20 protein-coding genes are annotated in these 23106 nt (G+C 67.8%); 10 read left to right on the top strand and 10 right to left on the bottom strand.

Translation table 11 applies throughout. The features are described 5' to 3' along the window. Positions 1-161: 161 nt before the first annotated feature. Positions 162-1190 (top strand): methyltransferase, encoded by a 1029-nt coding sequence (locus tag OG386_RS46245; RefSeq protein ID WP_328786205.1) that lies wholly within the window; start codon positions 162-164, stop codon positions 1188-1190. A gap of 107 nt (positions 1191-1297) precedes the next feature. Here the strand turns inward: OG386_RS46245 and OG386_RS46240 are convergent, their stop codons facing one another. The 6 genes from OG386_RS46240 to OG386_RS46215 all read right to left on the bottom strand — a co-directional run bounded on the left by OG386_RS46240 (position 1298) and on the right by OG386_RS46215 (position 7916). After that, positions 1298-2110, bottom strand: coding sequence for an SRPBCC family protein (locus tag OG386_RS46240; RefSeq protein WP_328786206.1), 813 nt, complete (start codon positions 2108-2110; stop codon positions 1298-1300). A gap of 68 nt (positions 2111-2178) precedes the next feature. Beyond that, complete coding sequence (locus tag OG386_RS46235) at positions 2179-3195, bottom strand: aldo/keto reductase family protein (protein WP_328786207.1); 1017 nt, start codon at positions 3193-3195, stop codon at positions 2179-2181. Positions 3196-3238: 43 nt separating this feature from the next. Next, entirely contained in the window at positions 3239-4270 is a 1032-nt protein-coding gene (locus OG386_RS46230; protein WP_328786208.1) for a class I SAM-dependent methyltransferase, read from the bottom strand. Positions 4271-4361: 91 nt separating this feature from the next. Further along, the gene (locus tag OG386_RS46225; RefSeq protein WP_328786209.1) at positions 4362-6080 is read right to left on the bottom strand and encodes an FAD-dependent oxidoreductase; all 1719 of its coding nucleotides are present in this window, start codon (positions 6078-6080) and stop codon (positions 4362-4364) included. Next, the gene (locus OG386_RS46220) at positions 6073-7059 is read right to left on the bottom strand and encodes an aromatase/cyclase (protein ID WP_328786210.1); all 987 of its coding nucleotides are present in this window, start codon (positions 7057-7059) and stop codon (positions 6073-6075) included. Before OG386_RS46220 ends, OG386_RS46225 begins: the two co-directional genes overlap by 8 nt. A gap of 41 nt (positions 7060-7100) precedes the next feature. After that, complete coding sequence (locus tag OG386_RS46215) at positions 7101-7916, bottom strand: SDR family NAD(P)-dependent oxidoreductase (RefSeq protein ID WP_328786211.1); 816 nt, start codon at positions 7914-7916, stop codon at positions 7101-7103. A 178-nt stretch (positions 7917-8094) separates the two neighbouring features. Between OG386_RS46215 and OG386_RS46210 the strand changes: the two genes are divergently transcribed. The 3 genes from OG386_RS46210 (at position 8095) to OG386_RS46200 (ending at position 11730) form a co-directional block, all read left to right on the top strand. Further along, positions 8095-8547, top strand: a complete 453-nt coding sequence (locus OG386_RS46210; protein WP_328786212.1) for a nuclear transport factor 2 family protein — start codon at positions 8095-8097, stop codon at positions 8545-8547. Between the two features lie 79 nt (positions 8548-8626). Next, positions 8627-10612 (top strand): AMP-binding protein, encoded by a 1986-nt coding sequence (locus OG386_RS46205; protein ID WP_328786213.1) that lies wholly within the window; start codon positions 8627-8629, stop codon positions 10610-10612. 89 nt (positions 10613-10701) lie between these two features. Continuing rightward, positions 10702-11730 carry an acyltransferase domain-containing protein gene (locus OG386_RS46200; RefSeq protein ID WP_328786214.1) on the top strand — a complete coding sequence of 343 codons (1029 nt, stop codon included), beginning with the start codon at positions 10702-10704 and terminating at the stop codon, positions 11728-11730. A gap of 17 nt (positions 11731-11747) precedes the next feature. Here the strand turns inward: OG386_RS46200 and OG386_RS46195 are convergent, their stop codons facing one another. The 4 genes from OG386_RS46195 to OG386_RS46180 form a co-directional block, all read right to left on the bottom strand. Beyond that, positions 11748-12389, bottom strand: a complete 642-nt coding sequence (locus tag OG386_RS46195) for a response regulator transcription factor (protein WP_328786215.1) — start codon at positions 12387-12389, stop codon at positions 11748-11750. Positions 12390-12717: 328 nt separating this feature from the next. Next, positions 12718-13500, bottom strand: coding sequence for an ABC transporter permease (locus tag OG386_RS46190; protein WP_328786216.1), 783 nt, complete (start codon positions 13498-13500; stop codon positions 12718-12720). 102 nt (positions 13501-13602) lie between these two features. Beyond that, the gene (locus OG386_RS46185) at positions 13603-14598 is read right to left on the bottom strand and encodes an ATP-binding cassette domain-containing protein (protein ID WP_328786217.1); all 996 of its coding nucleotides are present in this window, start codon (positions 14596-14598) and stop codon (positions 13603-13605) included. Between the two features lie 136 nt (positions 14599-14734). Continuing rightward, positions 14735-16177 (bottom strand): DHA2 family efflux MFS transporter permease subunit, encoded by a 1443-nt coding sequence (locus OG386_RS46180; protein ID WP_328786218.1) that lies wholly within the window; start codon positions 16175-16177, stop codon positions 14735-14737. An 87-nt stretch (positions 16178-16264) separates the two neighbouring features. Here OG386_RS46180 and OG386_RS46175 point away from each other — a divergent pair, with 87 nt between their 5' ends. From OG386_RS46175 to asnB, 6 genes are all read left to right on the top strand, one after another. Then, a complete protein-coding gene (locus OG386_RS46175; RefSeq protein WP_328786219.1) occupies positions 16265-16897 on the top strand; it encodes a TetR/AcrR family transcriptional regulator in 633 nt (210 codons plus the stop codon). A gap of 294 nt (positions 16898-17191) precedes the next feature. Then, entirely contained in the window at positions 17192-18046 is an 855-nt protein-coding gene (locus tag OG386_RS46170) for an AfsR/SARP family transcriptional regulator (RefSeq protein WP_328786220.1), read from the top strand. Between the two features lie 193 nt (positions 18047-18239). Beyond that, on the top strand, positions 18240-19523 hold the full coding sequence (locus OG386_RS46165) for a beta-ketoacyl-[acyl-carrier-protein] synthase family protein (protein ID WP_328786221.1): 1284 nt from the start codon (positions 18240-18242) through the stop codon (positions 19521-19523). Then, positions 19520-20758, top strand: a complete 1239-nt coding sequence (locus OG386_RS46160; protein ID WP_328786222.1) for a ketosynthase chain-length factor — start codon at positions 19520-19522, stop codon at positions 20756-20758. The genes OG386_RS46165 and OG386_RS46160 overlap by 4 nt, the downstream gene beginning before the upstream one ends. A 99-nt stretch (positions 20759-20857) precedes the next feature. Next, a complete protein-coding gene (locus OG386_RS46155) occupies positions 20858-21115 on the top strand; it encodes an acyl carrier protein (RefSeq protein WP_328786223.1) in 258 nt (85 codons plus the stop codon). A 130-nt stretch (positions 21116-21245) separates the two neighbouring features. Then, positions 21246-23099, top strand: a complete 1854-nt coding sequence (asnB, locus tag OG386_RS46150) for an asparagine synthase (glutamine-hydrolyzing) (protein WP_328786224.1) — start codon at positions 21246-21248, stop codon at positions 23097-23099. Positions 23100-23106: the final 7 nt, after the last annotated feature.

The raw sequence follows: 23106 nt of genomic DNA, 5'->3' as shown, positions 1-23106 counted from the left end.
GGCGGTCGTCAACGGGTGACGCAGTCAGGGTGGTGAGAAGGCGGCTCGTACCGGCGTCGGGTTTCGTCCGTGCCCTCTCCGGTATCTCGACGAACCCTTGAACCGGTTTCGCGACCATCGGGGCTGTCATCCGAATTCCCGAAGGGATGTGAGGAAGCTCCATGACCATCAGTGACACCACCGCCCGTCCTCTCGACGCCTTGGCGATTTCCCGGCTGAGCGCGTCGTACGCCGAGGCCCGTATCCTGCACAGCGCGGTCGAGGTGGGCCTCTTCGAGTTGCTCGGCCAAGGGCCGTTGGGGCTGGACGAGATCTGCGCGCGTCTTGGCCTGCACCCGCGCCTGGCCAGGGATTTCCTCAGCGCGGTGACCGCGCTCGGACTGCTGGAGCGGGACGGTGCGGTCTTTCGCAACGCTGTGGCGGCCGAACAGTTCCTGGTGCCCGGCGGTCCGGTCTACCTGGGTGCTCGCATCAAGACGGCGGCTCAGCGCCACTACCAGACCTGGGGCCGGCTCACCGAGGCGCTGCGCGACGGTGAGCCCAAAGCCGATGTAGGGGCTGACGCGTTCGCCACGCTGTACCGCAACCCGGAGGCCACCCGTAACTTCCTGATCCACATGGATGCCAACAACGCCCTGGTGGGCCCCCAGTTGGCGGCTGCCGTCGACTGGTCGCAGTACTCCTCGTTCGTCGATATCGGCGGCGCGCGCGGCAATGTCGCCTCGCAGCTGGTCAAGCACCATCCCCACCTCACCGGTGGGGTGTTCGAGCTCCCGGCAGTCCAACCGTTTTTCGAGGAGTACATGGAGGAACTGGGCCTTGTCGAGAAGGTGCTCTTCCACGCGGGTGACTTCTTCACGGACGCGATGCCGGAAACCGATGTCCTGGTCTTCGGCCATGTACTGCACGACTGGTCGGCCGTGCAGCGTCAGGAACTCCTGGACCGGGCGTACGCCGCGCTGCCGGCGGGCGGGGCCGTGGTGATCTACGATCAGATGCTCGATGAGGACGCGCCGGACCTGCGCAGTCTCATCGGCAGCCTGAACGTTGCGCTGATCACCCCGGGCGGTGCGGAGTACACCGTGGCCGAGGGGCTTTCCTGGGTGGAGAAGGCCGGTTTTACCTTCCGGTCCGCCACCCGGCTCAGCAGCGGCAACGACACCGTGCTCGTCGCCACGAAGGGCGTGTGAGGCGTCTGCAGCATCATGGCTCGGCCCCGGAACCAGGACGGTTCCGGGGCCGAGCGTTGGTGGACGCGCACCGATGGGGGTCCGGCCCGCGCTGTCATCGGATTGCCTCAGCGGACCGGCGCATACGGGCCGGACCGCGCAAACCGGGCGATCTGGTCGCGGACGTCGGCTTCGAGCTGCTCACGTGCCCGGGCTGCTTCCTGGGGCGAAGGCCTCCCGGAGAGCGTCACCGTCCTTCGGAGCCTGACGGTGGTGCCGTCCGCCTCCTCTGTGCGCCGGTATTCACCAGTGGAGGTGTGGAGGTGTGGCTCCAGTCCCGCGTGCTGCTTGAACACCAGCAGCCCGTCGGCGAGTTCAAGCAGCGCCCATTGCGCAGGGTCGCCGAGGGAGCTGGCCGCATTCTCGGCAAGGGAGGCGGCGGGCGCGTCCACGCGTACGGCCCGCTCGCTGGTGAAGGTGTTCGCGCGCAGCACGTCGATGTGGCAAGCCAGTGCGGCAAGGTTGTCCAGTTGCGCCGGCACATTGTCGTCCAGTTTCGCGCATACCTGCTCGGCTGCTTCGGCCGGGGTTGTGGTGGCGAGCTCGAAGGTGTGGCGGACGCGGACGTGGGTCCCGCCGTCGGCGAGTGCCTCGAAGGTCCAGTTGCCGCGCATGCGGGTCAGCGGCGGCTTGGGGGCCTCGTGTTCGAAGCTGATGGCCAGCGCCTCGGTGTCGCGGGTGCGCCACAGTCGCCAGCCCCGGACCGTGCCGTTGTCGACCACCCATCGGCCGACCAGGTCGCGGTGCGCACTTTCGATGCTGGCGATCTCTGCGTACAGGTGGGTGGGAAAGTACTGGGGGGCTTCGACCACGTCGGCGATCAGGTCGAACAGCTTTCGGGCGGGGGCCGGCACAACGATCTCATGGAGCAGTTCCGTCATCGGGTTTCCTCATTCCTCTCGTTCGGACGGCTCTTGTGTCTGGCGGGAATGTCGCGCGGTGCTCCCCTTCACAGGCGTGCGGCCGAGCCGAGTGGGTCAAGCGTGAGCGAGGGATCGCTGCGTACGACGGGGGTGACGGCGGCGTCGATGCGCTGGAGGAGGTCGTCGTCGAGAGTCACCTCGACCGCCTTGACGTTTTCGAGGAGCTGCGCGGCACGGGAGGCGCCCATGACCGTTGCGTTCACTCCCGGCCTGCCCAGCACCCAGGCGATGGCCAGTTGCGGCAGGGTCAGCCCGGCGTCGGCCGCGACCGGCTCCAAGTCGGCGACTGCCGCAAGTACCTTCTCGTTGAGGTAGTCCCACCGGCCGATGGACTTGGCGCCTCCTGCCGTGGCCTCGGCCCTGCTGCCGGTAGGAAGTGCCTGGCCTGCCCGGTACTTGCCGGTGAGCGCACCACCTGCCAGGGGCATCCACACGATCTGGCCGACGCCGGACTCCTGGCTGGCCGGCAGCACCTCGGACTCGATGACGCGCCACAGGATCGAGTACTGAGGCTGGTTGGCGATCAGTGGGACACCGAGTTCGCGGGCGAGCCGGGCTGCCTCGCGGATCCTGTCTGCGGGCCATTCGGAGACACCGATGTAGAGCGCCTTGCCTGCGCGCACGACGTCGGCGAAGGCCGTCAAGGTCTCCTCCAGCGGGGTCTCCGCGTCGTGGCGGTGTGCCTGGTAGAGGTCTACGTGGTCGAGACCGAGGCGGCGCAGGGAACCGTCGATCGACTCGCTGATGTGCTTGCGGGACAGACGCCCGGTGTTCGGATCGTCCGGCCTGGCCCACCGTCCCACCTTGGTGCAGATGACGAGGCTGTCGCGGCGCTCGCCCGCGAGTGTGCGGCCAAGGATCTCTTCCGCCCGGCCCCCGGCGTAGGCATCGGCGGTGTCGAAGGTGTTGATGCCGCTGTCCAGCGCGGCCCGTATGCATTCCTGGGCGACCGACTCGTCGACCTGGTCTCCGTGGGTAACGGCGTTTCCGTAGACGATCCGGCTCACCAGGAGGCCACTGTCGCCGACCCGCGAGTACTCCATCACGAGGATCCTTTCGTTTCGTTCATGGGGGTTGTCACTTGCGTCAGCGCCGATCGAGCTCGGCGGTGACGACGTGCACGGGCAGCGGGTCGACACGGCGGATCGAGATCTCTCGGTATCCGCTCGCGGTGAGCATCCGACGTGAGGCGGCACGGGAGTGCGCCTGTCCTGCGGGTGTGGCGACCAGCATGAGCAGAGACAGCACATGTGCCGCGTGCTCCTCCACCGGGTGCTTGTCTTCCACGGTGAAGCCGACGGTCACCAGACGTCCCCCAGGCTTCAGGGCTCCTGCCAGCCGGCGCAGCAGGCGTGTGCCTTGCTCCTCGGAGAACATGGGGAGGACGTTCGCGACCACGATCAGGTCGTACGGTCCGTCCAGGGGGGTGGTGAAGGCGTCGCCGGGGAGGAAGGTGGTACGTGCGGTCAGTCCCATGCGCTCCGCGTGGGCCTTTGCTTGGACGAGCACCTCGGCTCGATCCAGGCCGTGAAGCTCGGCCTGCGGGTGCTGCCGGGTGACTTCGAGACCGAACAGGGCGTGTCCGCAGCCGATGTCGAGCACCCGCAGATCGGGGCGTCCTCCGGCCCATTCGTCGATGTCTTCGAGCAGGGCCGCAGTGGCCGCACGGGTCACGAAGGTGCCTTCTGCCGCGAAATCGGTCCAGTAGGAGAAACCTTCTTCTGTGGCGTCGGGGACGAGTCCGGTGCCGCCCTTGCGGACCACACCGGCCAGATCGCGCATCGCTTCCCACTCCCACTCGCTGGTGTTCACTTTGACGGCGTGTCCGGCGTACTGGGGGCTGCTGCTCACCAGCAGGTCAGCGGCGCCTGGTGGCAGGGAGTACCGGGCGCCGTCGGTATCAAGCAGTCCGATGGCGGTGATGGCACCGAGCAGGATGCGTACCGCCCGGGCATCGCCGTCGATGGCCTCGGCCACTTGGTGGGCGTTCCTCGGTCCGTCGGCGAGGGCGTCGAAGAGGCCCAGTTCGACGGCTGCCTTGAGCAGGCTCGTCCGCTTGAATGCCTGGAGTGTCTCCAGCAGGCTGTTCTTGGTAACGGTGGGTGCGGGATGGGTCATCGCTTGATCCGTTCGTCCAAGTCGTCTCATGAGGGCGTCCCGGGTCAGATGTCGAGGAACCCGTGGGTGTGGTCTGCCGTGGCAGGTCCGGTCACTGGCGCGGGACGGAGGTCTGTTCCTGGTCCGGGACCATGGCTGGTGCTTCGTCGGTGGGCTCCATGCCGAGCCCGCCGAGGGTGTGGAGCAGTCCGTGCCGTCCGCTCAGCGGCCCCTTGCCGGCGAGGTGGCCGTCGGGCCTGATCAGGGCGAAGCCGCCCGCCTCGATGCCCAGTTCTCGACGTAGCGTGCCGTGCGGGTCCGGCAGTTGGTTCGGGCCGCCGCGGTCGTCCACGAGGTCGCGGACGGTACGGACGGAGACGGCGGTGCCGTATCGGCGGTCGACGTGGTCGAGGAGTTCTGTGGTCTGCGCGGGGCAGGGGTCTGCGGCGACGAGGAGGGTCCAGCGGGGATCGCGCAGTTCCTCGTGCAACCCGCGCAGGCCCTCGTCTTCGCTGGCGTCCTTCGAGGGTGCTGCGGCGCTCACCCGCTGCCCCGGCTGCGGTCCCCGCCGTGCGGGTTCCGTGCCGGAGGGGGCTGCGGCTCGAAGGCTCAGGGGGCTGCTGGCGTATTCCACGGTGAGGCCGCAGAAGCTGCGGATCATTTTCCGTTCAATCCGGTGCTTGAGCGGTGCGATGCTGTTGACGAGCCGGAGGGCGACCGGCAGGAGCACGGGCCCCACCGCGTTGCGCAGCGCGACGAGTGCGGTGGCTGTTCTGGTCGAGCGGAGCAGGCGCGCGCCGACGGGCACGCGCTCGGCGCTGTAGCTGTCCAGGAGTGCTTCGGTGGCGTGGCCGCGTACCACGTCGGCGAGTTTCCAGGCCAGGTTGTACGCGTCCTGGATGCCGGTGTTCATGCCCTGTCCCGAGGCGGGACTGTGTATGTGTGCAGCGTCTCCGGCGACAAAGCAGCGGCCTACCCGCATCTTGTCGATCATGCGCTGTTGGACGGTGAAGACCGAGATCCAGGTGGGCGCGGACACTGTGGCGGGGCGGCCGAGGGCTCTGGCGACCTTGGCTTCCAGGCGGGCTCTGACGGCTTCGGGGTCGTCTGCGTCGCCTGTGTCCTGGGTGTCGACCACCCTCCACTTGCCGGACTCGGGAAACGGTACGAGCAGGAGGGTGCCGCTGCCGGTATGGAGGAGGTGGTTGCTGTCACCCGGCAGGTCGATGTCCAGTTCCACGTCGGCGTTCAGCCAGGTCTCGGTCGTGTCCCCGGTCAGGTGCAGACCGAGGTTCTTGCGCACCGTGCTGTGGGCGCCGTCGGCGCCGACCAACCATGGGACCGAGAGGGCAGCGGGGCCGTCTGGGGTGGCGAGGCGGACGTCCACTTGGTTCTCGTGCGGGGTGAAGGAGTCGAGCCGTACGCCCCATTCCACCGTAACGCCGAGGGTGGCCAGCCGATCCCGTAGCACCTTTTCGGTCACTACTTGGTCGACCATGAGGCTGAAGGGGTAGCGGGTGGGCATGTCGGAGTAGTCGGTGTCGAACCTGATGAGGGTGCGCCCGCGTAGGTGCAGGGTGAAGTGCTCGACCTTGCGGCCCTGCGGCAGCAAGAGGTCCAGTACGTTCATCTGGTCGATGATCTCCAGCGTGCGCGCGTGCACGGCGAGCGCGCGGCTGGTGGTGGCGGGGCCCGGGGCGCCGTCGATCACACGGACCGCTACTCCGCGGCGGGCCAGTTCGTGGGCCGTGGTCAGGCCGACCGGCCCGGCGCCCACGACGAGCACCTCGGTGCCCGTCGTCGTCGGCGCGTCGGTCGAATCGTCAGCCATGGTGCTGTTCCGCGAAGGTCTTGGCGAGGGCGAGGGTCGCCGCGCTGTTCCCGCCGACCGCCCTGCGGATGAACTCCTTCGCTTCGTGCACGGTGGCGTCGGCCCCGAGTACGCCAACGATGGCGTCTTCGTTCAGCTGGACCCGGTGCCAGGAGGTCGCCCGCGCACCCTTGTCCGTCGGCACCACCGTCCACTCACCGATGTGGGTGGTCATCAGCGGGGGCGTGACCAGTTGCTTGTAGACGATGCGTCGGGAATCGGGGAAGCAGATGCGGACCGATTCTGTGGTGTGGGCCGAGCCGTCCTTGGTGACGGTGTCCATCACCATCCACTGGATGTTCTCCACGTCCTCGGTCAACCGCATGCGGGAGACGTGCGGCAGCCGGTCCGGCCAGGCTGCGGCCTCGTGCAAGAAGCGGTAGACCGTCTCCGGGTCGGCGTCCGCCACCAGGGTGGAGTCTTCGAAGTCGAAGACGAGTCCGTCGGCGGCGCCGATCCCTTCAGCGAGCGTCTTGATGTTCGCAAGTTCGGTGCCACTGTTGCGGTCGGTGGCCTTGGTGATCCACTCGATTCCGGCCGGATCGTCGTCGACGGCACTGAACTCATGTCGCAGGGTGAGCCGTACGGTGCCCGCAACGTCCCCGGGCGTCACGATCCACTCGCCGCCCATCGAAGAGACCGGGGGCGAGGAGACCTCCTGTTGGAAACGGATTCGGGCGTTGTGCGGGTCGAGCTCCCTCTGCGAAGTCCACGTCTTGACCTCGCCGTTGGCGGTGGCCCAGATACGCAGCCGTTCCCGTGCCTCGTGAGCGGTCTGTCCTGTCTGGGACTCCCCCGCTCCTTCGACGCGTTCAACGTGGAGCGTGGGGGCGAAGCGGACCGGCCAAGCGGGGGCGTCCGCGATGATTGCGTAGACGGTCTCGGCGGGCGCGGCGATGTCGATCGAGTGGGTGGTGCGGTGGGTTCCGGTACGCAGCATTGCTCAGCCTTTCTCGCGCCGGCCTGGGCCGGGGTCTGGGGTCAGAAGATGCCGAGTCCGCCGCAGACGTTGAGTGCCTGCGCGGTGATGGAGGCGGCGGTGTCCGTGACGAGGTAGTCCACGAGGCCGGCCACCTCTTCGGGTGTGGAGTAGCGGCCCAGCGGAATCTTGGCGTGGAATTCGGTGAGGACTTCTTCTGTGGAGATGTCGCGAGTGCGCGCGTAGGACTCCCGGACGCGGACTGCCATCGGTGTCTCCACGTACCCGGGGCAGACCGCGTTGACGGTGATGCCGACGCCGGCCAGCTCTTTGGCGAGAGCCTTGGTGAAGCTGATGACTCCGCCCTTGGCCGCCGAGTAGGGGGCTCCGAAGGGAACTCCCTGCTTGCCGCCGGTGGATGCGATGCTGATGATGCGTCCGTCGCCGCAGTTCTCCAGGCCGCCGTTGGCGAGTACCTCGCGGGTGACGAGGAAGACGCTGTTCAGGTTGGTGTCGATCACGTCGTACCAGAGTTCGTCGCTGATCTGCGAGGTGCGGCCACCGCCGCTGCGGCCCGCGTTGTTCACGAGCACCGTGATGGGCCCGTAGCGTTCGACGGCAGCCCGCACGAGGGACTCGACCGACTCCGCGGACCGTACGTCCGCCGCCTGGCCGTCGACCTCCAGGCCCTGTTCGCGGAGCTCCTTGACGGTGGCCGAGACGTTCTCGGCGCTGCGTGCGCACAGGAACACCCGGACTCCGCTGCGGGCCAGGCTGGTCACCACCGCGAGGCCGATTCCGCTGGTCCCCCCGGTCACGAGGGCGACCTTCGTGGACCGGGCCCGCTCCGCTGGGTCGGAAAATCCTGCACCTGTCATCTCGTCCTCCTCCGTGGAATGGCTGGAGCTTCCTGGAGCGGGTTCGAGATCGGGCCGAGGATGGTTCGAGGCTTCTGGGCGGTGTGGACGGGTCAGTGAAGAGGTCTCCAACGGTTCTCGAAGCCCTGGTGTCAGCCTCTGCGGAACACCACGTCACCGTGACCGGAGGGAAACCGTCATGCAGTTGTCGGAACCGCTCGTGGACAGCGCTCAAGGGAGTGTGCTGTACCAGGAAGTCCTGCACTTCTACGCCCGACAGATGCGCCACCTCGATGAGGGGAGGGTCACCGAGTGGGCTGAAACCTTCACCGAGAACGGCGTGTTCGCCGCCAACGCCCACCCGCTCCCGCAGACGGGCCGTGCGGCCATCGAGCAGGGGGCGGCGGAGGCCGTCCAGCGGCTGGCGGAGCAGGGAGTCCAGCGCCGGCACTGGCTCGGCATGCTGCAGGTGACGCCGAACGTCGACGGATCGGTCACGGCACTCTCCTACGCCCAGGTGCTCGCCACCGCGCAAGGTGGCCGGACCGCGCTGGAACTCAGCTGTTCCTGCGAAGACCTGCTGGTGCGTGAAGGTGACCGGCTGCTGGTGCGTAGGCGCCAGGTGTATCGCGACGACCTTCCCCGACCGTGACCGCGCCTTCCACGTCCGCGACGGCACAGCCTTCGCCGAGGTTCACAGGCGGACCTGGCTTCGAGAAAGGCCCCAGGCCATGACACCCTCCCCGTCGGATTCCGTGTCGGACGGCATCGCGACCGGTGCTTCGCTGGACACCCTGGCGGAGCTACTCGGCCCGGTGCAGGTCGGTGACCTGCTGCGGCGCGCCGCGCGCTCCGCCCCCGACCGCACCGCCGTACGCGTCCCCGAAGGGGACATCAGCTACGCAGAGCTGGCAGGTCTCGCCGTCAGCTATGCCGCCGCCCTGCGCGTGCTCCTGGACGGCCCGGGGGCGGTGGTGGCGCTGACCACAGCGCTCGACCGGCACTTCCCGCCGGTCTTCTTCGGCATCTCTCTGTCCGGGAACACCCCCGCTCTGGTCAACCCGCTGCTCAAGCAGGATGGGCTGGCGCATGTCCTTCGCATCAGCGGGGCGAAGTGCGCGGTGATTCCGCCCGCGCTGTACGAGCGGCTCAGTGCTGTTCGCGACCAACTGCCCGCGCTGGAGCACATCGTCCTGACCCACCGCGCCCCCGACTCTCCCGCCGACGTGCCGACCCTCGACGACCTGGCCGAGCGGCTGGGCACACGGCCCGGGCTCCCGGAATGGGACGCGACCTCGCAGCCGGGCACGGGCCCCGAGGAGGTGGCATGCATCCAGTTCACCAGTGGAACCACGGGGGCGCCCAAAGCGGTGCTGCTCAGCCATCGCAATCTCGTGGTCAACGCCGCGCAGTCCGCACAGGTGCACAGGGTGAGCGAGTCGTCGGTGGTCTTCGACTATTTGCCGACGTTCCACCTGATGCACCTGACCATTACGGTCGTGGTGGCGGGCACCCTCGTCCTGTGCGAGGAGCCCGACCCGGCTGAGGCAATGGACGTGGCTGAACGCTACCGGGCCACGCACTTTTACAGCTTGCCGGTGCGGCTGGCTCGGCTGGCCGTGCACCCCCGGTTGAAGGAGCTGAAGGGGTCCGCCCTGCGGGCCGTGCTCTCCGGCGGCTCGACGCTGCCGCCCGCAGCGGCCGCCGCGCTCAGCGCGCACTTCGGCGTCCCGGTGGTCCAGGGGTACGGGCTGCAAGAGACCTCGCCCTCCACTCACTTCAACAGCCTGGACGCCCCGCGGCCCCGTTCGTCAGGCCAGCCGGTGGCCGGTACCCAGTGCCGGATCGTGGAGGTCGGTTCTCGCACCGTGTGCCCGGTCGGCGAGAAGGGTGAGATTCAGGTCCGCGGACCCCAGTTGATGATGGGGTACCTGGGACGGAGCCTTTCAGAGGACACCGATGCCGAGGGGTGGTTCTCCACGGGCGACATCGGGCTGATGGACAACGACGGTTACCTCTACGTCGTCGACCGGATCAAGGACGTCTTCAAGCGCGACAACTGGCTGGTGTCACCGACGGAGATCGAGCGGGTCCTGTTGCGGCACCCCGCGGTCGCCGACTGCGCCGTTGTCGACCGTCCCCACGAGTTCAGCGGCGCCGTGGCGTACGGATTCGTGGTGCGGGATTTCGGCGCCGCTCTCGTCGATGCGGCCGACGTGGCAGCCGACGTGGCGGCCGACGTGGCGGCCGAAGTCAATGCCCAACTCCCCTATTACGAGCACGTCGAGCACATCGAGTTCGTCGACCGCATTCCCCGCTCGCCCACCGGCAAGGTGCTGCGCCAGGAACTCCGCGCCCGACTCGCGGGCGCCTCAGCCCCCCATGAACCGTCCCAACCCAAGGAGCAGGTCCCCATGCATCACTTCGTCAACCGCTTCACCGTCACCGGCGACACGGAGGAGTTCGAGCGTCTGCTCGACAAAATCACCGACTACATGGCCGAGCAGCCCGGGTTCCGCTCGTACCGCCTCTACCGGTCTGTCGGGGCCCCCAACATCTATGTGGAGACCGCCGAGTGGGCGGATGCCGCCGCGCACAGGGCTGCGGTCGGCGGAGAGGGCTTTCGCGGCCCGGTTGCGGAGATCAAGAAGCTGGCGCAAGCCGAGCCGGGCCCGTACGCCCTCGTCACCGAGCGGAAGACGGACGCGGCCGCGTAGCCGCCTCGGCAGCACCGCAGTCGCCAGCCCCGTTCCCGATGTCGGTGCGACGTTCCGTGCCGGCATCGGGAACTCCCCAGGAGGATCTCGTGTCATCAGCCGGTACGTCCGCGCGTTCCACCGCCCCCTCGGCAGCAGTGGCCCCGCCTCGGCCCGTCGCGCTGCTGCTGCCCGGCCAGGGCTCCCAGCACCCCAGCATGGCGCGGGGGTTGTACGGACACGAGCCGGTGTTCACGGCCGTCATGGACGAGTTCTTCATGTTGATGGAGCATGAGGGCAAGGAGCTGCGCGAGGACTGGCTGAGCGAGGAGCCGCGAGTTGCGTTGGACGACGCCTCGCGCGCCCAGCCGCTTGTGTTCGCCATCGGGTACGCCGTGGGCCGCACTCTGCTGGACCGGGGCATCGTGCCCTGCGCCGTGCTCGGGCACAGCGTCGGAGAGCTCGCGGCGGCGGCGCTGGCCGGTGTGTTCGGCCTCGCCGACGCCGCGAGGATCATGTCGGCGAGGTCGTCCGCGATGGCCACCACCGCGCCCGGCGGCATGCTGGCGGTGGCGGCAGGGCCGGAGGAGCTGGCCCCTCTGCTGCCTGCCGGGCCGGACGGGCGCCCGGGTGCGGTGGCCGTCGGGGCGGTCAACGCACCGGCACAGACCGTGCTGAGTGGTCTGGAGGCCGATCTGTCGGCAGTCGAACAGGTGTTGAGGGAAGCCGGGGTCATGTGGCGCAGAGTGCCCGCCCTGCAAGCCTTCCATTGCCCGGCGGTCGCGGGGGCCGCCGATGCCTTCGAGGTGGCACTGCGCGAGACGCCGCTGCAGCGCCCCTCGATCCGGCTGTGGTCGACGAGGACGGGCCTGCCGGTGCGGGGCCCCGAGGCTACCGATCCCGCTTTCTGGGCGCAGCAGCTGGCCGCGCCGGTGCTGTTCTGGCCTGCGCTGGACCACCTTCTGCGGCACGGGGACTTCACGCTCGTGGAGACTGGGCCTAGCCAGGGGCTGTCGATGCTGGCACGTCGGCATCCGCAGGTGCGGGCGCGACGCAGTGACGTCGTTCCCCTGCTGCCGCCCCGTGCCGGCGCAGAGCTGGAGTTCTTCGGCGCCGCAGTGTCCCGTCTGGGCGCCTGACCAGGGGTTCGGCCCCGTCAGGATCTGGTCGCCGACAAGTGCAACCGGCTGTACTTATTGACTGCGTCGATCCGGGAGACCGCACCCAGCTTGCCGAAAATGCTGTGTACGTGCCGTTTCACGGTCCCTTCAGAAATGGATAGACGACTGGCTATCTGACTGTTGGTGAGACCGTCCGAGATGCGCTTGATGACATCCTCCTCGCGTTCAGAAAGCTCGCCGCCACCTTCGGTCCGACCGAGTCGGGTAATGCTGGAACGGGCTACGGAAAGAACCACGCAGCCATCACGCGCAATGACGGCTCGAATAGCAGAGACAAGCTCAAGAACGGTAACCGCCTTTGCTAGAAAGCCGCTTATGCCGCACTGTAGTAATTCTTGGAGAAGCGCCGGGTGGTCCTGCGAGCTGAGCACCAGGAAGCGAGAATCGCTGGAGGCGTCCCGGAGTAGCGCAAATGCTTCCATCACTTCTTCTGGACGGTCCGCGTCCAGGATTATTACGTGTGGCTCCACGCTCTCCGCGATGCTCACGGCCTCGGCACCGAAACCGACGCAGCCGACGACCTGCATATCAAATTCACCGTTCAACGTCACGCCGAGTGACTCGCGAAACAATGCTTGATGATCGACGAGTAAGACTTTGATGTCCCGCGCGGTCATCCCTACGCCCCCCGTTGGCATATGAAGTACGTGCATCAGTCAATCAGACGGATCGCGCCCATCCTAAGCAGGCAGGGTTCAGATCAAGCAAGTCCAAGACAATGGGTTTGTAAACCTTTCGCAAAATACCTCATCCACCTAACGGTAGGTGCACAGAAAGATGGTTGGACACCACGCAGCGCACTCTCTCTAAATATCGAGATAGTGCTGTTGGACTTCGAGAGCTGGGCTACCTGAATATACGTGTGCGGGCAGCCGGTGCGCGGTCGCGCTCTCGGATGACATGTGAATGGCTCAAATGAGTGGTCGTCAATTCATCGTCTCCGGTTTAATGCCTGCGGGTGCGGTAGAGGCGTACGGCGAGCGGAGCGAAGACGGCGAGCATCGCCAGCGAACAGATCATGGTTGCGGCCTCGGGGTGTTGCATGGGCCATGCCGGGGCCGCGTCGGCCGGGTGAGGGGCGCCGAGCTGATTGCGGACCGCCACGGTCAGTACGTTGAGGGGATTCCAGTGCGCCACCGTCTTCAATGCGGACGGCATGTTGGCAGTGGGGACGAACGCGCTGGACAGGAGGGTCGATCCGAACGTCAGGAGGAGTCCGAACTGCTGCAGCCCCTCGGCGCTGCGGAACAGCATGCCGAGACAGGACATCCCCCAGTTGAGCGCGTACGCGAACAGTAGGATCAGGCCGAATGCGGCCGCGACGTGAGGGGCACCGGCGTGGACGCGCCATCCGATGGCCGTTCCGGTGACTGCCAGCAGAGCGGCGGCGACCGCTGTGGTGAGCAGGGCGGCCAGGCTCTGCCCGACAAGCACACCGGCCCCCGACATGGGTAGTGACCGGAAGCGGTCGATGATGCCGTTGGTCATGTCGCTGTTGACGGCAACCGCTGTGCCCGTGGCCGCCGAGGCCACGGTCATGGCGAACATGCCGGGCACCAGGTAGTCGTGATAGTCGATGCCCCCTGGCAGGCTGACCGTGTCGCCCAGGACAGCCGCGAACAGCAGGGTGAGGGCGACCGGGGTGAGGGCGATGCCGATGAGCGTCTGCGGCCGACTGAGCGTACGGGCCAGGAACCGGCGCGCGAGGACGAGAGCGTTGCTGATCATTTGACGTACCTGGCCCGCCGGAGGGCGGGGGTCCGGGTCAAGTCCGGTGCCGGATGGGGCGAGAGCAGACATCTGTGCGGCAACTCCCTTGGCGTGACGAGGTCAGTGGATGACAGCCGCGGCACCGTCGCGCGCCGTCGGATTCCTGTGCTCAGCGGTGAGGGCGAGGAAGGCCTCGTCGAGGGAGGGTCGGCGTAGCGCACAGTCGTCCAGGCTGATACCGGCTGCCTGCATCGACAGCACGACGTCCGTGGCCAGTTGGGGCCGTTCGTCCACGTGGACGAGAATGCGGCGGGTCACCGAGTCGATGGTGGCCGGCCCGGTGGTGAAGTCACCGAGCACGAACGCCGCGGTGGGCAGGTCGCCACCCGACGAGACGCACACCTCCAGTCGGCCGGGGCCGGCCGCGGCCTTCAGGCGGGCCGGAGTGCCGTCAGCGACGACGCGGCCCCGGTCGAGGATCACAAGGCGGTCGGCGAGTCGGTCGGCCTCTTCCAGGTGTTGCGTAGCCAGAACGAGGGTCGTGCCCTCGGCCACCAGTTCCTTCACTGCGTCCCACATGGCGTGCTGGCTGCGGGGGTCGAAACCAGCGGTCGGCTCGTCGAGAAGCAGGATCCGGGGGCGGGCGACCAGGCAGGCGGCCAGGTCCAGCCGACGCCGTGCAGCACTCGAGTACGACTTCACCGGCCGTTCGGCCTCGGCCGTCAGGCCGAATTCCCCGAGGAGCTCATCGGCCCGGTTCCTCGCCGCCGTACGCCCCATCCCGGAAAGCCTGCCGATCATGGTCAGGTTCTCCCGGCCGCCCAGAAACTCATCCAGGGCCTCCCGCTGCCCGGCGAACCCGATGGCCCTGCGCACCGCCGGTGCAGCACGGCACACGTCGTAGCCGCCGACGGCGACCCGGCCGCTGTCCGGCTTCAGGAGGGTGGCCAGAACTCGCAGCGTGGTCGTCTTTCCAGCTCCACCGGGGCCGAGTACCCCCACCACGCTGCCGGTATCCGCTGTGAAGCTCACGCCTCGCAGCGCCTGCGTTCTACCGAAGCGCTTGGTCAGTCCTTCGACACTGATGGCAATGTCCTGCCGGGTTGCATCAGACATAGCGGTTCCTTTCCATGCACGCCGTGTGCGGCACCGGGGACCTCGTAGGCCTGCGATGCGACCCGCTGACAACGGTGTGCTTCGCGATGCTGCGGCCCGCCCTGGATTCACGCGATGCGATCGTTGCGACCGGCCATCAGGTAGCAGGCTGGGGCTTGCCTTTCGGCAGCAGGAGAGCCGGGACGACAGCGAGCGAGGTCAGTGCCAGGGCCCACGTGAAGGTGTGAGCGAAGGCGGAGTCGGGGGTCGCAGCCGTGCCGACGGCCTGCTGGAGGAGAACGGCGAGGAAGACGGTTCCGAGAGTGCCGCCGACTTGCTGGAGGATCCGGCTGGCGCTGGTGGCGGGGGCGATCTGCGCCGGGGAGAGTCCGCGGTAGGTGCTGGTGAAGGCGGACAGGGTGACCGTGCCGAGCCCCAGGCCGGTGACGAACGTCGCCGCGCCGAGCAGAAGGGCGCTGGTGTGCGGTCCCACCAGAGCGAAGGGCACAATCCCGCCGGCAGCCAGCACCATGCCGGTGAGGGTGATGGTGCGTTCGGCTCCGGTCCTGTCGATGAGCTTGCCCACCTTTGACATGGCCAAGGCCATGCCACATCCGAGCGGCGCCAGCAGCAGGCCCGCGTGCAGGACGGAGGCGCCTCGGGCCTGCTGGTAGTAGAGCGGGAGCAGGAACAGTGCGCCGTAGAACGATCCGCCGAAGAGGAACAACATCATCGAGGAAGCGGTGAAGGAACGTACCTTGAACAGCCTCAGGTCGAGGATCGGGGTGATCTTCGTCTGGAGGGCGTGGAAGGTGTAGCAGACCAGCAGGACCGCGGCGGCGGCCAGGCCGATCAGCGCGGTTCCCGAGAGATCACCGCCGTTGTTGCCGATCTCGGAGATGCCGAACACCAGGCTGCCCAGCCCGAGCGGCAGCAGGATCAGACCCAGCCCGTCCAGACGGACGGTGGCGGTGTGCTCGTGGTCCCGGGGCAGCATGCGCCAGGACAGGGCCAGCGCGAGGAGGCACAGGGGGGCGTTGATGTAGAAGGCCCAGCGCCAGTCGAGCGAGTTGATGACCAGGCCGCCGAGCACGGGACCCAGAACGGGGGTGAGGCTGCCGGGGACCGCTACGAAGACCATCGCCCGGCCCATGCGTTCCTTGCCGGCGGCGCGGGCGAGGATCGTGCGGACCAGCGGCAGGAGCATGCCACCGCCCAAGCCCTGCAGGACCCGGAAACCGATCAGGCTGCCGGTCGACCAGGCCATCCCGCACAGCATCGAGCCAGCAAGGAAGACCGTCAGCGAGGTCAGCCACATCCTGCGGGCACCGAAACGGTCCACCGCCCAGGCGGTGAGCGGCACGATCATGGTCAGTGCCAGGAGGTACGCCGTACTGACCCACTGAATGGTGCCGACTGCGGCGTGGAAGTCGGAGCGCAGTGAGTCGATCGCGACGTTCACGATCGTGGTGTCCAGGCCAGCGGCGAAGCTGCCCAGCATCAGGACCAGCGCGAGGCGGACCAGGGCCGGGTCCAGGGGGTCCTGGTCGGGCTGTCGGCCAGCGGTTTTCCTGCGAGGGAGGAGTCCGGCACGGTTCATTGCGTCTCCAGGTTTTCAACTAGACCGTCTAGTCTTCTCACAAAGTAGACTGGACCGTCTGGTCTAGGCAAGTGGTACGATCAGGCCATGTCAGAGACGAGCGCCACCACCGACACGGGCCGCTCGCCGGCCAAGCGCCGAGCAATCCTCCAAGCGGCGAGCAAAGTGTTCGTGCGCGAGGGCTACAAGGGTGCGAGCGTGGATTCGATCGCCGCTGCGGCCGGGGTGGCCAAGCAGACGGTCTACGGCCACTTCGGCAACAAGGAACAGCTCTTCCTCGCCGTGGTCGAACAGGCCCGCAACTCCGGCGGTATCGGTCCGGAACGCCTGGCCACGCTCATCGCGGACACCGGTGACGCGCGCACGGACCTGGAGGCCGCGGGTGAACGCCTACTGCGGGCCATCACCTCGCCCGAGCAGGCCGCCCTGCACCGCCTGACGATTGCGGAGGCCCCGCTCCACCCCGAGCTGCAACGGTCCTGGCGGGACGACGGGGCCACCCAGGCGATCGCGGTGGTCGCCGCGTACCTGACTGCCTGCGCGGCACGGGGGGAGCTCAGCATGCCCGACCCGGCCCGCGCGGCACGCCAGTTCACGATCTTGCTCAGCGCGGAAGGGCAGGTGCGCTCACTGCGCGGCCTGCACCAGCTGACCGATTCCGAGCTCCGTGACATCGCCCGGGACACGACGGATCTCATCATCCGCGCCTACCGCCCGTAGGCACGGAGAGCAGAAGAGCACAGAAGACGGCCGGGGGCGTCTTCTGTGCGAGCCGACCGCGATGCGGGGCCGGAATGCGCGTCCACCGCGGAGCGGATCATTCCAAATGCTTGGCCGAAAGCGGACCATAACGGTCAATCGGCCTTATTCCACAGGGCCCCGTTACATCGAAAGGTACACAGGGGGGTACACCGTGCGATCGCCCACCGCACAACCTTCAGGACCTCCCATTGCTGGTGATCCTTGAAGAAGGTTAGCGTTCCGGGCACACCCCCCAGCAGAAGGACACCCGGAATGGAATTCAAAATTCTTGGCCCTCTCGAGGTCTCGCACAACGGGCATCTATGCACGCCACGCGCCCCCAAGGTCAAGCAGGTCCTCGCTCTTCTGCTGTTACGGGCGAACCAGGTGGTGAGTCTGGATTCGTTCATCGAGGAACTCTGGGGAGAAAAGTCTCCCCAGACCGCTGTCACCACCACCCAAACCTACATCTACCATCTGCGCAAGGCCCTGATCCGTGCGAACGACAAGAATCAGACGGAGGAGAAAATCCGGACTGCCGCACCCGGCTATATCCTGCGGGCGGAAGAGGAGAATCTCGACATCAAAAGATTCGATTCCTTCATCGCTCGTGCTCAGTCGTCCATGGCGGTCGGAGAGTTCGGACGCGCTTCCCAATACGCCAGCCAGGCACTCGCCCTGTGGCGCGGGGCCCCCCTCGCCGGAGTGGATTGCGGAAACATACTGCGCGGCTACACGGTCAACCTTGAGGAGCGGCACATCGCCGCGCTGGAACTCCGGGTACGGGCCGAGATGGAGCTCGGCAACTACCGCGAGATGATCGCCGATCTCCGCTCCCTGGTGACCGTCCACCCGCTCAACGAGTGGTTGCACGCCCAGCTGATCATCGCGCTGAACAAGTCGGGACGGCGCAGCGAGGCCCTGCACGCCTATCAGACGGTGCGGGACCTGTTGCGTCGCGAACTCGGGCTGGAGCCTTCGCTCGAGCTGTGGCGGCTTCACCAGGAGATCCTCGCAGCAAGCTCACGGTCCCACCCTGCGCACGGTCCGGTCCCCTCTTCGCACGGTCTGGTCCCCTCAGCGCCCCGGCGCAGCCCGGCGCATCGAGCGTCCGTACCCGCCCTCTGAGCGAGGGAGAACCGGCGGGCAGCAGGAAGCAGCGCAACGCCGCGAGGGGAAGGCGGCTGCAGCATGCGACCCCCGAGATGAGCGTGTGGATCGGTCTTCGAGTCAGCCTCGATCCCGCCATCGCATTCTCTGATCCAGCCCGTCAATTTGACCGCTGGAAGGCGTGGCCTGGGAATAGTCAGCGGAGGGAGTTATGGTGACTGGAATACCCGAGGGGCGCCGCGTCGTCATCACGGGAATCGGCGTGGTGGCCCCTGGTGGAATCGGCAGGAAGCAGTACTGGGAACTGCTCACGTCAGGACGTACGGCGACCCGCACCATCTCGTTGTTTGACGCGTCGCCCTTCCGTTCCCGGGTGGCGGCAGAGTGTGATTTCGACCCGCTCAGTGCAGGCCTCAGCCGTCGGCAGATCCGACAGTGGGACCGCACCACGCAATTCGCGGTCGTGGCCGGCAAAGAGGCGTTGGAGGACAGCGGAATCCTGGGCCAGTCAAATCCGCACCGGACCGGCGTGATGATGGGGACGGCTTGTGGCAGCACCATGAGCCTCGACAGCGAGTACGCCCTCGTCAGCGATGAGGGCAAGTCGTGGCTGGTGGACGAGTTCCACGGCTCGCCCTATCTGTACGACTACTTCGTGCCGTCCTCCATGGCCGCGGAGCTCGCCTGGATCACTGATGCGCAGGGCCCGGTGGGCGTGGTGTCCACCGGTTGCACCTCCGGCATCGACGTTCTGGGGCACGCGGCGGACCTGATCCGCGAAGGCCACGCCGACGTGATCACTGCGGGCGCGTCCGATGCGGCGATCTCGCCCATCACCGTGGCCTGTTTCGACGCCATCAAGGCGACCTCCGCGCGCAACGACAGCCCGGAGACCGCTTCCCGGCCGTTCGACCGCACGCGTAACGGCTTCGTGCTCGGTGAGGGCTGCGCGGTGTTCGTCCTGGAGGAGCTGGAGCACGCGCGGCGACGTGACGCCCATGTGTACGCCGAGCTCTCCGGCCATGCCTCCCGGTGCAACGCGTACTCCATGACCGGGCTGAGCGACGAGGGTCTGGAGATGTCGGACGCCATCACCGCCGCCATGGACATGTCCCGCTTCAACCCCGGCGACATCGACTACGTGAACGCCCACGGGTCGTCCACCAAGCAGAACGACCGGCACGAGACCAGCGCGCTCAAGCGCAGTCTGGGACATCACGCCTACCGCACGCCGGTCAGCTCCATCAAGTCGATGATCGGGCACTCCCTGGGCGCGATCGGCGCCCTGGAGACGGCGGCCTGTGCGCTGGCCGTCGAGCACTCGGTGATCCCGCCGACGGCCAACCTGCACGAGCCGGACCCGGAATGCGACCTCGACTACGTGCCGCTGGTGGCCCGTGAGCGCACAGTCGACACGGTGCTCAGCGTGGCCAGCGGCTTCGGCGGCTTCCAGAGCGCGCTGGTGTTGAACAAGCCGGAGCGGAGGATGGCGTGAGCAGCGCCACCGGCACGACGGTACGGTCCGTGATCACCGGGATCGGCGTCGTCGCCCCTACGGGGCTCAACACCTGCGACTACTGGTCGGCCGTGCTGCGCGGTGAGAGCGGCATCCGCCGGATCACCCGCTTCGACCCGTCCGGCTACTCAGCTGAACTCGCCGGTGAGATACCGCAGTACGAGCCCTCCGCGCACCTGCCCAGTCGGCTGCTGCCGCAGACCGACCGGATGACGCGACTCGCGCTCATCGCGGCGGAGGAAGCCCTCACGGATGCGGACGCAGCGCCCAGGGACATGCCCCCCTTCGCGTGCGGGGTGGTCACCGCGGCCTCGGCGGGGGGCTTCGAGTTCGGGCAGACGGAACTCCAGGCGCTGTGGGGCAAGGGCGGCAAGTACGTGAGCGCCTATCAGTCGTTCGCCTGGTTCTACCCGGTCAACAGCGGCCAGATCTCCATCCGGCACGGGCTGCGCGGCCCCGGCAGCGCCATCGTGTCCGAGCAGGCCGGCGGTCTTGACGCCATCGCCAAGGCCCGGCGCCATGTCCGCTCCGGCACCCCGCTCATGGTCACCGGCGGGGTCGACGGCTCGCTGTCGCCCTGGAGTTGGCTGTGCATCATCCGCTCCGGGCGCCTGAGCCTCTCCCGCGACCCGCGCAGCGCCTACGTCCCCTTCGACCGGCGGGCGCAGGGTTCGGTCGTCGGCGAGGGCGGTGCCCTGCTGATCCTGGAGGACGCCGCACAGGCAAGGGAGCGCGGCGCGGCGCACCGCTACGGCGAGGTGGCGGGCTACGCCTCGACCTTCGACCCGCGCCCCGGGTCCGGCCGTGAACCGGGTCTGCGTCGGGCGATCGAACTGGCCCTGTCGGATGCGTCGATGGCGCCCGACGACATCGACGTGGTGTTCGCCGACGCGTGCGGCGTCCCCGAGCTCGACCGGATCGAGGCCGAGGCCCTGGCCGCGGTCTTCGGCCCGCGCGGGGTGGCGGTTACCGCTCCCAAGACCATGACGGGCCGGCTGCTTGCGGGCGGTGGGTCCCTCGACGTCGCCACTGCCCTGCTCGCCATCCGCGACAAGGTCATCCCCCCCACCGTCCACGTCGATGCCCCCGCTCATGGGGAGCTGCTCGACCTGGTCCGTGACGTCCCGCGCGAGGGAAAGCTCTCCAACGCGCTGGTTGTCGCCCGCGGCCTGGGCGGTTTCAACTCCGCCCTGGTCGTACGCCGGGCCACCTGAGACCGGCTCCGCCTGGCCTCGGGACTACTCGAGGGCCACCTGCCACGGGCTCCCTGACAAGAGCCGCTTTCCTACCCCCCTTGAAAGGAACTGATTGACATGGCCGCGTTCGAAATCCAGGAACTGGTGCGGTTGCTGAGGGAGTGCGCCGGTGAGGAGGAGTCCGTCGATCTGGAGGGCGACATCCTCGACACCACCTTCGAGGACCTCGGCTACGACTCGCTCGCGCTCTTCAACACGGTGAGCCGGATCGAGCGGGACCACTGCGTCGAGCTGCCCGACGAGGTCGTCACAGAGGCCAGGACGCCGGGCGAGCTCCTCGGTCTGATCAACGCCCAACTCGCCCAGCGGGTGTAGGCGTCCACCTCAGTCGAATCGCTGTCGCAGGCACCGGCACCAGCACCGGCACCAGCACCAGCACCAGCACCAGCACCGAGCAGGCGCCGGTGCCTGCGGCCGGCACTTCACCCGAAGGAGAGATATCGCGATGTGTGGCATTGCAGGATGGGTCGACTTCGAGCGGGACCTCTCCCGGGAAGAGGCCACCGCGACGGCGATGACACGGACCATGTCGTGCCGGGGCCCGGACGCGGAAGGGCTGTGGATCCGAGAGCACGTGGCGCTGGGCCACCGCCGGCTGGCCGTGATCGACCTCGAAGGCGGCGTACAGCCCATGACTGCCGAGGACGGCGACAACCACACACTCGCATCGCTCACCTTCTGCGGTGAAATCTACAACTACCGTGAACTGCGCGCTGAGTTGACGGCCCTGGGGCATACCTTCCGCACTTCCAGCGACACCGAAGTGGTGCTGCGCGGCTACCTCCAATGGGGCGCGGACCTCGCCGTACACCTCAACGGCATGTTCGCCCTCGCCGTCTGGGACCCCCGCACCGAGGAACTGCTGCTGCTGCGCGACCGCATGGGCGTCAAACCGCTCTTCTACCTGCCCACTGAACACGGTGTGCTCTTCGGCTCGGAACCCAAGGCCATCCTGGCTCATCCGCTCGCGCCGCGCCGCGTCGGCGCCGAGGGCCTGTGCGAGCTCCTCGACATGGTCAAGACCCCCGGCGTCGGCGTGTTCAGCGCGATGCACGAGGTCCGCCCGGGGCACCTGGTCCGCATCAACCGGCAGGGGCTTGCCACCCGCGCCTACTGGAAGTTGGAAGCCCAGGAGCACACCGACGACCTGGACACCACGATCGGCACGGTCCGCGGCCTGCTCGAGGACATCGTCGCCCGGCAGATGGTCTCCGACGTCCCGCTGTGCCTGCTGCTCTCCGGCGGCCTCGACTCCTCGACGGTCACCGCGCTCGCCGCCCGCTTCTCGGCGGCGCAGGGCCTCGATACCGTGCGCTCGTTCTCCGTCGACTTCGCGCAGGCCGCCGACCGTTTCCTGCCGGACGCCGTACGCGGCATGCGCGACGCACCGTTCGTCCAGGACGTGGTACGCCACGTCGGCTCAAACCACACCGAAGTGGTCCTCAACAGCGGCGACCTCACTGATCCCGTGCTGCGCGGCGCCGTGCTGCGCGCCGTCGATGCTCCCCCGGCGTTCTGGGGCGACATGTGGCCCTCCCTCTATCTCCTGTTCCGGGCCGTCAAAGAGCACTCCACCGTCGCGCTCTCCGGGGAGGCCGCCGACGAACTCTTCGGCGGCTACCGCTGGTTCCGCAACCCCCACGCGGTACGCGCCGACACCTTCCCCTGGCTGACCTCGGGCTCGACCCGCTACTTCGGCGGACTCGGCCTTCTGGACAAGGGATTCCTCGACAAGCTCGACCTTCCCGGCTACCGCCAAGACCGCTACCACGAGGCCCTCGCCGAGGTGCCGGTACTACCCGGCGAAAGCGCCGACGAGCGTGTGATGCGCAAGGTCAGCTATCTCAACCTGACCCGGTTCGTCCAGACGCTGCTGGACCGCAAGGACCGGATGAGCATGGCCGTCGGCCTCGAGGTTCGAGTGCCGTTCTGCGACCACCGCCTGGTCGAGTACGTCTTCAACACCCCCTGGGCCATGAAGTCGTTCGACGGCCGCGAGAAAAGCCTGCTACGGGCCGCCGCGTCCGACCTGCTGCCCGCCTCCGTCACCGAGCGGATCAAAAGCCCCTACCCCGCAACCCAGGACCCCCTCTACGAGCAGGCACTGCGCGCAGAGCTCGCCGACATCGCCGCCGACGCCAACTCCCCCGTCCTGCCACTGCTCGACCGGGCCCAGGTACGCAAGATCGTGGACCGTCCGCTGGGCGACGTCAGCCAGCCCTACGACCGGGGCGGCCTGGAGATGGCCCTGTGGCTCAACGCCTGGCTGACCGAGTACGACGTCAGCCTCGATGTGTGAGGTGCGG

The sequence above is a fragment of the Streptomyces sp. NBC_00273 genome (assembly GCF_036178145.1).
Classification (GTDB): domain Bacteria; phylum Actinomycetota; class Actinomycetes; order Streptomycetales; family Streptomycetaceae; genus Streptomyces.
Note: the sequence above shows the minus strand (reverse complement) of the source record. Positions and strands in the feature narration are given on the sequence as shown.